This is a genomic window from Planotetraspora sp. GP83, from assembly GCF_041262585.1.
In the GTDB taxonomy this organism is placed as follows: Bacteria; Actinomycetota; Actinomycetes; order Streptosporangiales; family Streptosporangiaceae; genus JAOEGB01.
On sequence record NZ_JBGCBZ010000023.1, the window covers coordinates 98,111 to 108,623 of the forward strand.

General features: G+C 69.0%; 11 protein-coding genes. 2 read left to right on the plus strand and 9 right to left on the minus strand.

The genetic code is table 11. The features are described from left to right. Window positions 1-14: 14 nt before the first annotated feature. The 6 genes from ABH927_RS27615 to ABH927_RS27640 all read right to left on the minus strand — a co-directional run bounded on the left by ABH927_RS27615 (window position 15) and on the right by ABH927_RS27640 (window position 3,135). Window positions 15-983 (minus strand): ROK family protein, encoded by a 969-nt coding sequence (locus ABH927_RS27615; RefSeq protein ID WP_370026264.1) that lies wholly within the window; start codon window positions 981-983, stop codon window positions 15-17. Beyond that, window positions 980-1,321 carry a hypothetical protein gene (locus tag ABH927_RS27620; RefSeq protein WP_370026266.1) on the minus strand — a complete coding sequence of 114 codons (342 nt, stop codon included), beginning with the start codon at window positions 1,319-1,321 and terminating at the stop codon, window positions 980-982. Before ABH927_RS27620 ends, ABH927_RS27615 begins: the two co-directional genes overlap by 4 nt. 101 nt (window positions 1,322-1,422) lie before the next feature. Beyond that, complete coding sequence (locus ABH927_RS27625; protein ID WP_370026268.1) at window positions 1,423-1,878, minus strand: peroxiredoxin; 456 nt, start codon at window positions 1,876-1,878, stop codon at window positions 1,423-1,425. Between the two features lie 78 nt (window positions 1,879-1,956). After that, a complete protein-coding gene (locus ABH927_RS27630; protein ID WP_370026270.1) occupies window positions 1,957-2,385 on the minus strand; it encodes a DUF3052 domain-containing protein in 429 nt (142 codons plus the stop codon). A gap of 138 nt (window positions 2,386-2,523) precedes the next feature. Then, window positions 2,524-2,931 carry a secondary thiamine-phosphate synthase enzyme YjbQ gene (locus ABH927_RS27635; protein ID WP_370026271.1) on the minus strand — a complete coding sequence of 136 codons (408 nt, stop codon included), beginning with the start codon at window positions 2,929-2,931 and terminating at the stop codon, window positions 2,524-2,526. A 9-nt stretch (window positions 2,932-2,940) separates the two neighbouring features. After that, complete coding sequence (locus ABH927_RS27640; protein ID WP_370026287.1) at window positions 2,941-3,135, minus strand: DUF1918 domain-containing protein; 195 nt, start codon at window positions 3,133-3,135, stop codon at window positions 2,941-2,943. A gap of 689 nt (window positions 3,136-3,824) precedes the next feature. Here ABH927_RS27640 and aceE point away from each other — a divergent pair. Together aceE and ABH927_RS27650 are read left to right on the plus strand one after the other, a co-directional pair. After that, window positions 3,825-6,578 carry a pyruvate dehydrogenase (acetyl-transferring), homodimeric type gene (gene aceE, locus ABH927_RS27645; protein ID WP_370026273.1) on the plus strand — a complete coding sequence of 918 codons (2,754 nt, stop codon included), beginning with the start codon at window positions 3,825-3,827 and terminating at the stop codon, window positions 6,576-6,578. A gap of 181 nt (window positions 6,579-6,759) precedes the next feature. Next, the gene (locus ABH927_RS27650) at window positions 6,760-8,580 is read left to right on the plus strand and encodes a trypsin-like peptidase domain-containing protein (RefSeq protein ID WP_370026275.1); all 1,821 of its coding nucleotides are present in this window, start codon (window positions 6,760-6,762) and stop codon (window positions 8,578-8,580) included. 234 nt (window positions 8,581-8,814) lie between these two features. On the opposite strand, the gene ABH927_RS27655 is transcribed toward ABH927_RS27650, so the two are convergent. The 3 genes from ABH927_RS27655 to ABH927_RS27665 all read right to left on the minus strand — a co-directional run. Next, a complete protein-coding gene (locus tag ABH927_RS27655) occupies window positions 8,815-9,201 on the minus strand; it encodes a VOC family protein (protein WP_370026277.1) in 387 nt (128 codons plus the stop codon). A gap of 139 nt (window positions 9,202-9,340) precedes the next feature. Then, a complete protein-coding gene (locus tag ABH927_RS27660) occupies window positions 9,341-10,060 on the minus strand; it encodes a helix-turn-helix transcriptional regulator (RefSeq protein ID WP_370026279.1) in 720 nt (239 codons plus the stop codon). A gap of 133 nt (window positions 10,061-10,193) precedes the next feature. Then, a partial coding sequence (locus ABH927_RS27665) for a carbohydrate-binding protein (RefSeq protein WP_370026282.1) occupies window positions 10,194-10,513 on the minus strand: 320 nt, incomplete at its 5' end.

Below are 10,513 nucleotides of genomic sequence, written 5' to 3' on the forward strand. Positions count from 1 at the left end.
GACGGGACTACACCTTACGACACCAGGCCGCCTCTCAGCACATCGAGCGACCAGTCCCGGCCCATGTCGGGCTCTCCGGCGGCCCGCCAGCCGAGGAGGGCGGCCCCGAACATCCCGGCGTGCATTCCCAGCGCGGCCGGTCGCAGCGGAGGCGGCTCCCGGAAGGCCAGGCGGGCGGCCAGCCGTTCCCGGAGAGGGTCGGACAGCGCCCGGCCCGCTTCGGAGAGGCCGCCGCCCAGAACGATCACGCACGGGTCGAGCAGCAGGACGTACGACGCCAGCGAGATCGCGAGAGTCTCCACGGCCTCGTCGAAGACCTCGCCGGCTGCCGGATCGCCTTCCAGCGCGAGCGCCACGACCTCCTTGGCGGTGGCCGTACGGCCCGAGCGGGTCGTGAAGCGGCGGGCGACGGCGGACGCGGAGGCGTAGGTCTCCAGGCAGCCGATCTGGCCGCACGCGCACTGCTCTCCCGACGGCCACACGGGCGTGTGGCCGATCTCCCCTCCCCAGCCGTTGGCTCCGCCGTACGGCTCGCCTCTGATGACCACAGCCCCGGCGATACCGGTCCCTATGGGGAGGAACAGGAAGTCGTCGACGTCACGCCCCGCGCCGAACACGCTCTCCGCCAGGCCGCCGGTCTGCACGTCATGACCGAGCCGCGCCGGCACGCCCGGGGGCACCAAGGCCGTCGCGGGGACGTCCCGCCAGCCGATGTTGGCCGAGTACAGGGCCGTGGTGGACGTCACGATGCCTGGTACGGCGAGGCCGACGCCGGCGGGCTCGGAGCCGAACCGGGACACGCCCAGCTCGACCAGCTCGTCCACGTAGGCGCGGATGGCCAGGACCACGGCCGCCGGGCCGTTCTCCCGGCCGGTGGCACGCCCTTCCAGAGCCGTGACCTCGCCCCGCCGCGTGACCAGGCCGCCCTTCATGGCGGTTCCGCCCACGTCGAGTGCGACCACGTACTCCGAGGCCGCCGTCACGAGCGCCCGAGCACGCGGTTGAGGGCGGCCTCGACCTCCGCCGAAAGGTCCGGCGCCCCGGTGGACCGGCTCGTCTCACTGGACGGCAGGCCGGCCGCCACCAGGTCGTCCGCCGGCCTGGCCTGCCGTACGGAACCGCAGGAGCGGCATTCGACCTCGCCGAGGCGGCAGATCAGTGCGGAGGACCCGCACGAGGCGCACGTTTCGAGATCGAGATCGTGCGCGCGCTGGCAGTCCGGGCAGACCAGGATCTGCGCCTCGTGGCGCACCCCGCGCTTCCACGGGCTCGCGCCGCGGACGGGGTCGGTCTGCCGGGCCCCGCACCGATAGCAGGGCATGTTCGCCTCCAATAAGGCTGTCCGGATAAAACGGGGTAAATCGGGCCGGATAGGGCAGGTCGGGATAGCTCAGATCGGATAGGCCGGAGTGGGATACAGGATCAGAGTTCTTCGAGCACCTTGCGATACTCGGCGACGTCCCGTGGGGAGCCGATCTCATTGACGATCTTCCAGCGGACGACGCCCTCGCCGTCGAGGATGAAGGTGCCCCGGACGGCCTGGCCCTTCACGTCGTCGAACACACCGTACGCCTGCGCCACCCCGCCGTGCGGCCAGAAGTCCGACAGCAGCGGGAATGTGAAACCCTCCGCGTCCGCCCAGATGCGGTGGCTGAACATCGAGTCGACCGAGACGGTCAGCACCCGGACGCCGGCGGGCGCCGACGGGACGAGCTCGTCCCGGATCGCGCCCAGCTCGCCGTGGCACACCGGGCTGAACGCCAAGGGATAGAAGACCAGCACGACCTCGCTGCCCCGCAGGTCGGAAAGCCTGACGGGGACGCCGTGCTGGTCCTGGAGCTCGAAGTCCGGAGCCCTGTCCCCGACCTCTACCGCCATGAGCAGTCCTTCCGGCTGTGATCCGCACGTCATCCTGCCGTACGGCATGTCGGGACCGTACGGCAGGGGATGATCAGCTCAGCGGCGAGCCTTGGGGGCGACGAGCCGCGTCCCCGACCAGTCCCTGGCGGCGCTCACGCTGCTCGTCTGGGACAGTCCCGCGGTTGTCGCGTCCTCGCCGATGTCGCTGGGCTCGACGTGGCCGTCTCGGCCCGCCTTCGGGGTCAGCAGCCAGATCTGGCCTCCGTCGGCGAGTGCGGTCATCGCGTCGCTGAGTGCGTCGAACAGATCACCGTCCCCGTCGCGCCACCACAACAGCACCACGTCGACGACGTCTTCGTACTCCTCGTCGACAATCTCGTTGCCAGTCAGCTCCTCAATGGACTGGCGCAGCGCCTCGTCGCTGTCCTCGTCCCAGCCGACTTCCTGCACCACCTGACCGGCCTTGAGGCCGAGTCGTTCGGCCAGGCCGCGCTCGCCCTGCGCCTGACCCGCGGTCGCGCTCACGTTCATCCCTCCTGCTTGGTGGCCCCGCCTGTATATGCGGTTGTCCGGCTCTCTGAGAGCCATGCTTCGGCACAGTCCACACGCTGTGACCCACCGTCGTCAACGGTCGCCACGTCCGGTGACCCGCACCGTTATCTGCTAATCGGACAAAAATGACAAACGAACACGCCTGTCCGGGTTGTCGACGTTGAGATCGACGAGTGCGACCGACTGCCACGTCCCCAGGGCGAGCCTGCCACCCAGCACGGGAACCGTCGCGTACGGCGGAATGAACGCGGGCATGACATGCGATCTCCCATGCCCCCGAGAACCGTGCGCATGCCTCCAGCGATCGTCCGCCGGAAGCAGATCTCCGAGGGCGGCCAGCAGATCGTCGTCGCTGCCGGAACCGAGCTCGATGATCGCGATACCCGCCGTCGCGTGCGGCACGAAGACGTGCAAAAGTCCGTCTCCTCCGCATTCGCGCGCGAAATCCGCACACTCCCGCGTCATGTCGTGCACCCGCTCTCGCGAGCCGGTGCGCACCTCGATCTCCCGCGATCTCACAGCGAGATACTACGACCCCCGCTGACCTGGGACGACGACGGCGTCCGGACCTGGAAAGATCAGGGCCTCGTGCCCATCCTCGAAGCGCACCAGGAACGGCGGCTCGCCTTCGGGGCCGCGGACCTCGATGATCTCTCCGTGCTTGTCGTGCTCGCCGACGATGCTCCCGTGCACCAGGAGCCGGTCGCCCACCGATGCATGCATATCCATCCCCCCTCTCTCCTGAGCCTGGTACGGCTATCGCCACCTGGAAAGAGGAGAAACCTCTCCCCCCACAGGGGGAGGGACAACTCATACCAAAACGTTACGCTGCCGAGATGGGCTCAGGGGCCGGATAGTCGCCCCCTACGTCATGGTCACGGCCGCCGCCGTGCTGATCGCCGAGGGCGTCCCGCCGCCTGGACGTCAGCGAGCCGTCATAGGTGAGTGCCGTTGACCTGATCACTCTGCGCGACGTCGGTACGGGGCGACCGGGGTGGTGCCGGCGGCCAGGGGCGGCGCGGCGGAGGCGTGGCCGCCGTCGTCCTTCACCGTCGTCCTTCATCCGCGGGGGCGGAGCCGTGCCTCTAGGCTTCCTCCCGGGCCTTTCCCGCACATCGCCCCCGCGCGGGGCGTGCGATCCCCTTTCGGGGGAGAGAAGGCTGGAGGGGAGACCCGCCGGTAAGTGAGTGTGGGCGGTTTGCAAAAATCGTCCTACCATCGGTGGTCTAGGCCATCAGTGACCTGCTGCCAGCCGGGACACCTTGGTTACCGGATAGTAGAGATGCGCTTTCCGAACCAAGGAGCCAGGATGGAAGGCGACCACAGGAGCGGCGATCCACGTAGGAACACCTCGCAGCAGGCAATAGATTCACAAGACCGTAACCAAGTTCATTCTCGGAAGGCGAGACCCAGTGGCTTCCGGACGCCAGCGTTTCTCGATCATCAGCGACGGCCTACCAAGCCAGTTGCCTGATGTCGATCCGAGCGAGACCCAGGAATGGCTCGAATCGCTCGACAACGTCATCAAGACCGAGGGCCGCACTCGTGCCCGCTACCTGATGCTCCGGCTGCTGGAGCGTGCCCGCGAGCATCAGGTCGGCGTGCCCGGCCTGCGCAGCACGGACTACATCAACACGATCCCGCCGGAGCGGGAGCCCTGGTTCCCCGGGGATGAGTACGTCGAGCGTCGCATCCGGGCCTACATCCGGTGGAACGCGGCGGTCATGGTGACCCGGGCCAACGCGCGGACCAATGTCGGCGGCCACATCGCGACGTACGCGTCGGCGGCCTCGCTGTACGAGGTCGGCTTCAACCACTTCTTCCGCGGCAAGGACCACGGGGAGTCGGGCGACCAGATCTTCATCCAGGGCCACGCGGCGCCGGGAATCTACGCCCGCGCCTTCCTGGAGGGCCGCCTGAACGAGTCGCAGCTCGACGCGTTCCGGCAGGAGCTGTCCCAGGGGTTCAAGGGCCTGCCGTCCTACCCGCACCCGCGTCTCATGCCGGACTTCTGGGAGTTCCCCACGGTCTCCATGGGGCTCGGGGCGATCGGCGCGATCTACCAGGCGCGGTTCAACCGCTACCTGCTGAGCCGCCAGATCAAGGACACCAGCCGCAGCCATGTGTGGTGCTTCCTGGGCGACGGCGAGATGGACGAGCCCGAGTCGCTCGGCGCGATCGGCGTCGCCGCCCGCGAGGAGCTCGACAACCTCACCTTCGTGATCAACTGCAACCTGCAGCGGCTCGACGGCCCGGTGCGCGGCAACGGCAAGATCATCCAGGAGCTGGAGTCGTACTTCCGCGGCGCCGGCTGGAACGTCATCAAGGTCGTCTGGGGCCGCGACTGGGACCCGCTGCTCGCGGCCGACGTCGACGGCGTGCTGGTCAACCAGATGAACACCACCCCCGACGGCCAGTTCCAGACCTACTCGGTCGAGTCGGGCGGCTACATCCGCGAGAACTTCTTCGGCGGCGATCCCCGGCTGCGCAAGATGGTCGAGCACATGTCGGACGACGAGATCCGCAAGCTGTCGCGCGGCGGCCACGACTACCGCAAGGTCTACGCCGCGTTCAAGGCGGCCCGTGAGCACGTCGGCCAGCCCACGGTGATCCTCGCCCAGACCATCAAGGGCTGGACGCTGGGCAAGGACTTCGAGGCGCGCAACGCCACGCACCAGATGAAGAAGATGAGCAAGGCCGAGCTCAAGGAGTTCCGCGACCGGCTCTACCTGCCGATCCCGGACAAGGACCTCGAGGGCGACCTCCCGCCGTACTTCCATCCGGGCGAGAACAACGACGAGATCGCCTACATGAACGAGCGCCGCGCCGCCCTCGGGGGCTACCTCCCGAAGCGGGTCATTCGGGCCAAGCCGCTCAAGCTTCCCGGCGACCCCGTCTACGCCGGCATGCGCAAGGGCTCGGGCAAGCAGAACGTCGCCACCACGATGGCCTTCGTCCGCCTGCTGAAGGACCTCATGCGGGACAAGGAGATCGGGGCGAGGTTCGTGCCGGTCATCCCGGACGAGGCGCGCACCTTCGGTGTGGACGCGATGTTCCCGACGGCCAAGATCTATTCGCCGCACGGCCAGACCTACGAGGCGGTCGACCGGGAGCTCCTGCTGTCCTACAAGGAGTCGACCGAGGGCCAGATCCTGCACGAGGGGATCAGCGAGTCCGGCTCGATGGGCTCGGTCATCGCGGCGGGCAGCTCCTACGCCACGCACGGCGAGCACATGATCCCGGTCTACATCTTCTATTCGATGTTCGGGTTCCAGCGCACCGGCGACCAGATGTGGCAGCTCGCCGACCAGATGGGCCGCGGCTTCCTGCTCGGCGCCACGGCGGGCCGCACGACGCTTAACGGCGAGGGCCTCCAGCACGAGGACGGCCACACCCCGCTCATCGCCTCGACCAACCCGGCGGCCGTGTCGTACGACCCGGCGTGGGCGTTCGAGATCGCGCACATCGTCAAGGACGGCCTGCGCAGGATGTACGGGGACGACCCGGAGAACGTCTTCTACTACCTGACCGTCTACAACGAGCCCTACCCGCAGCCCGCGGAGCCGGACGGGGTCGACGTCGAGGGCATCCTCAAGGGGCTCTACCTCTACGCGCCCGCGACCGGGGACGGCCCGAAGGCCAACATCCTGGTCTCCGGCGTCGCCGGGCCGTGGGGCCTGGAGGCCCAGCGGATGCTCGCCGAGGACTGGGGCGTCTCCGCCTCGGTATGGTCGGCGACCTCCTGGTCGGAGCTGCGCAGGGACGCCCTCGCCGCCGAGGAGCACAACCTCCTCAACCCCGACGCCGAGCAGCGCGTGCCTTACGTCACGAGCACGCTGTCCGGGGTCCCCGGGCCGTTCGTCGGCGTGAGCGACTACATGCGGGCGGTCCAGGACCAGATCGCCCGGTGGGTGCCCGGCGAGTGGGCGTCGCTCGGCACCGACGGGTTCGGCCTGTCCGACACCCGTTCGGCGCTGCGCCGCCACTTCCACGTGGACGCGGCCTCGATCACCCTGGCCGTGCTGACCCAGCTCGTGAAGCGCGGCGAGGTCAAGCCGGAGGTGCTGAACGAGGCCATCGCCCGCTACCACCTCAAGAACGGCGTGACCGAGGTCATCAGCCAGCCCACCCCGGAGACCAACGACACCCAGTCCATGGGCGTCTAGTCTTCACGTTTCCGGAAAACGGCCCCGAGACGGCCTCCGCTCCGGCGGGGGCCGTCTTCGTTTCGTACGGCACGGCCCTGACCCCCGCGCAGGAAGCCCCAAGCCACCTACAAGCCACGGACAAGACCATCCGTTCACGATTGCCACCGTGAATGGAAATATCAGCACTTACATTGGCAGATTGAGCAGGGGGCTGGTCGCGGCGGCGGCGGTCGCCCTGGTGGCCGTGGTCGCCGTGGCGCCGTCCGCCTCGGCGGACAGCGGCGACGACGTCCCGGTCGGGACGCGGCTGGCCGCCCGCACGCACCCGGCCGTGCAGCTCACCAGCCTGACCTATTCGGGCGAGGTGGTCGTGCCGACGGGCACCATCAAGCAGGGCCCGTTCAACCAGCTCGTCAACCAGGCCACGGTGGCGGTGCTCGACGGCAAGATCTCCTCGGACGAGCGGAGCATCGCCAAGTATCTCTTCCAGCAGATGGCGGCCGACGTCAACCGCTACCTCAAGCCCACGTCGCCGGAGCGCACGGTCAAGGCCCAGGTCGGCGGGCTGTGCACAGGCTGGTGGGTCACGCCCGACGGCTACATGGTCACCGGCGCGCACTGCGTCGAGATGAGCGACCAGGAGCTGTCCGACGTCTTCGCCGCGCAGGCGCTGGAGAAGTTCAACAAGCAGGACGCCAAGTCCATCCTGAAGGACCTGCGCGGCATCTCGGCCGACGCGGAGATGGTCCAGCTCGCCCAGCAGATCTACGTGACCTTCAACAGCAGCCACCTCAAGATCCGCGGGCTGCGGAAGAGCCTGTCGGTGCTGCAGAGCCTGCCGGGCGGCGGGGTGGACAAGACGGCCAAGGCGGTCCCCGCCGAGCTGGTCTCCGTGGGCGAGAGCTACCCGGGCAAGGATTTCGCGCTGCTCAAGGTGAACGGCCAGCAGAACCTGCCGACCCTGCCTCTGGGTGACGACGGCGACGTCCAGACCGGCAACACGCTCTACATCAGCGGTTTCCCCGGCCTGGTCACCAACACCCCGTTCTTCAGCCTGGAGTCGAAGCTGGAGCCCGCGCTGACCGAGGGTCCGTACAACGCGAAGCGGACCACCCAGGAGGGCGTGCCGTACATCCAGACACAGGCCCCCTCCTACCACGGCAACTCGGGCGGCCCGGTCTTCAGCAAGGACGGCAAGGTGATCGGCATGCTGATCGCCGGGACCGTCAGCGACACGGGCGAGTCCTCGGAGAACGAGAGCTTCGTGCTGCCGGTGTCGATCATCAAGGAGAAGCTCAACGAGAAGAACATCAAGCCCGCCGAGTCGCTGACGACCCGCAGGTACAACGAGGCGCTCGACGACTTCTTCAAGCGCCACTACAAGGACGCGCTGCCCAAGTTCCGAGAGGTGCAGGCGCTCCACCCGATCCACCCGTACGTCGCCAAGTACATCAGCGACTCCCAGCAGGCCATCTCGTCGGGCAAGGACGAGACGCCGCAGCCCATGTGGCTGTGGATCGTGATCGGCGCGGGCGTGCTGCTCGCGATCCTCGGCGGTCTCGCCCTGCTGTCGGTGATCCTGCGCCGCCGGAAGCGCGCTGCCACTCCCGCGCCGTACGGCGGCGGCTACGCGGGCAGCGTGGCGGCTCCGCCCTGGCAGCAGAGCCTGCCGCCAGGGCCCCAGTCTCGTCAGATGGCGCAGCACCAGTCTCGTCAGCAGGTCGAGTACGACGTACAGGCCCACGTCCAAGGCGGCGTCCGGGGCGGTATCAGGGACGATGTCCGGGGGAACGCGCCGCACGACGCTCAGGCGCCCGTTCAGGCCCCCTTTGAGGCACCGGCCGGGACGTACGGCCAGCGGCCCGACGGCCCGACGCAGTACGTGCGGCCCATGCCGTCACCGTACGGCAGGCCGGCTGAGCCGGTGGCAGACCAGCCGAGCGCCGCGCAGGTGGCGGAGCTGGAGCGGGAGCTCGCCGAGCTGCGCCGCCGGCTGGAGCAGCGCCCGCCCGGTGCGTGACCTCCGCGCGGGACCGGGAAGCAGGCCCGGAAAGCAGGCCCGCGGGAAGCGGGTCCGCGGGAAGCGGGTCCGCGGCAGAAGCGGGTCCGCGGCAGAAGCAGGCCCCGTCGAGAAGGGGCCGTCCGATCGCCCTCTCGGCCCGGAGGGGAAGCGCCCGGGGAAGTGCCTCGGGGGAAGCACGGGACCGCGGCGGTCCCGGCGGGCGATCGGACGGCCTGGGGAGGCTCCGGCAGGTCAGGCGCCTGCCTCGGCGAAGATCCCGAAGACGTTGCCGGAGGTGTCGAGGAGGTAGGCGAAGTCGGGGCCGCTGGTATTGCCCAGCACCTTGTGGAGCACCTTGCCGCCGAGTGCCTCGACCTTCTCGCAGGCGACGGCCACGTCCTCCACGAGAACGGTGAAGACGGCGTGGTTGGGGAACTGACCACGCGTGCCGAAGACGCCGCCGCGGGCCTGCTCGTCACCCGGATAGCTGAGGATCCGGTAGTCGATGCCCCCCGCCGCCGACTCCTCGTCCACCCGGAAGCGCCAGCCGAACAGCTCGCCGTAAAAGCGCTGAACACCGTCCGGGTCGTCGCTCGCGACCTCGAACCATGCCACGGTGTTGACGGCCGGGGTGGTCATCACTCGTCTCCCTCGCTATCTGAGAGCGCCGCCCAACATCGTGAGCGGCGCCGGTCATTCGCACGGACCGAGCTTCGCGGCCACCGGCGACAACCCCCTGTCGGAGTTTCCGAGCGGCTTGGGAACGGGCTCCGCGTCCTCAGTCGAGGGCCGGACATCGGGTGATCATGTGCGGCACATCGGAGCCGAAGTCCTCCAGGGGACGGCCCGGCACCGGCTCACCGGTCAGCTCGGCGGCCGCGATCCGGTCCAGCCGGAACAGGCGGACGGCGTCCCTCAGGCGGCACCACGCCACCAGATACCACGAGCCGCTGCGCCCGCCGATGAACATCCCCGGCTCGACCTCCCGAGTGGTCAGGGAGCCGTTGGCGTCGCCGTACCGCATCCGCAGGACGACGCCCTTGAGCAGCGCGTCCTCGATGACACGGCCGATCGATCCGGTGTACCGGCGCTCGGGCGTCCCGGGTTTGTCCATGAGGATCTGCACGCGGGTCGCGAGCTGCCGCGCCCGCTCCGTCTCCTGGCCCGGCATCGCGGCGACGAGCTTGCGCAGGGCGCTGCGGGCGTCGTCCTCGAACGGCTGCTGGTCGGTGCGGCTCAGCGCGATGGCGACCGCCACCGCCTCGGCGGGGGTGAAGTTGAGCGGGGGAAGGGACATGCTCTTTTCGAGGGCGTAGCCGCCCCGGCGGCCGGCCTCGGCATAGATGGGGACTCCAGCCTGCTGCAGCGCCCCGATGTCCCGCTCGATGGTCCGCGAGCTCACCTCGAAACGCTCGGCGAGGGCGCGCGCGGACCGGCAGCGCGGGGCGATCGCCCGCAGGTCCTCAACGATCGCGTAGAGCCGGTCGGTACGGTTCATTCACACGCGAGACGGTAGGACACGCCACCGACATTTACGGCCGGCCCAGACGGCGAACCCGCACCGGGCTGGCGGCCGGTGCGGGTTCCGTGGCGAGACCGGCTATGGCCGGTCCCGCCATCTCATCGCGGCATCACTGCTGGACGTCGATGTAGTCGACGTTGGGGCCGCCGTTGACCGTGGTCCCGGTGGCCTTGATGACGTTGGCCCCGGCGTTCAGGTTGACGTTCACCGTCTTGGTCTGCCAGGTGTCCCACGAGCCCGTACCAGCGAAGGCCAGCCCGCTCGACACGACCGTGCCGTTGACCGCGATGTCCATCGGCCGGTTGGTCGTCGTGCCGTTCGCGAAGCGAAGGTTCACCGTCGCCGGACCCGCCGACGCCGCGTTCACCGTCCACTGCACATAACTACCGGTCACGTTGTCATAGTTCACGTAACCCGTGCCCGAGAACC